Below are 517 nucleotides of genomic sequence, written 5' to 3'. Positions count from 1 at the left end.
CCAGCTCCACGTCACCGGGGTACAGCAGCAACGGCGACACACCGCCCAGGCCGGGGTCCGCCGCGAGTTCGGCGGCGAGCACCTCGATCACGTCGGGGTCGTCCACGAGCACGTCGTTGTCCAGGAAGAACAGGAACTCGCCGCGTGCCGCCGCCGCGCCGACGTTGCGCCGTTCGCTGCCGCCCCGGTCGTCCTCGTGGCGGAGGACCGTCACGGGGCGGGGGTGGTCCAGGGCGGCCAGGTGCTCCGCGGTGCCGTCGTCCGACCCGTTGTCCACCACGACGACCTCGAAGTCACCGGACGCACGGGCGAGGGAGTCCAGCGCCCTGCGCGTGTACTCCAGGCGGTTGCGGACCAGCATGACGACCGAGACCAGGCCCGGTACCGGGGTCGGGTTCACCTCGTGCCCTTCACCAAGGGGGGATCGGCCGGACGCGGCACGTCCCCGTGCCGTTCGAGCGGGGCACGGTGCCGGCGCGCGTCCCCTCGCGGCATCGGGATCGGTCCGACCGGTCGG

The 517-nt window shown here is 73.5% G+C and carries 1 protein-coding gene; it reads right to left on the bottom strand.

The features are described 5' to 3' along the window. Nucleotides 1-400: glycosyltransferase family A protein (locus AB0G02_RS41325; protein WP_360806362.1), on the bottom strand; the 400-nt coding region annotated here is incomplete at its 3' end. Nucleotides 401-517 lie beyond the last annotated feature (117 nt).

The organism is Actinosynnema sp. NPDC023658 (genome assembly GCF_040639995.1).
In the GTDB taxonomy this organism is placed as follows: Bacteria; Actinomycetota; Actinomycetes; order Mycobacteriales; family Pseudonocardiaceae; genus Actinosynnema.
The sequence above is the reverse complement of the archived record's forward strand: the minus strand, read 5'-3'. Positions and strand labels throughout refer to the sequence as shown.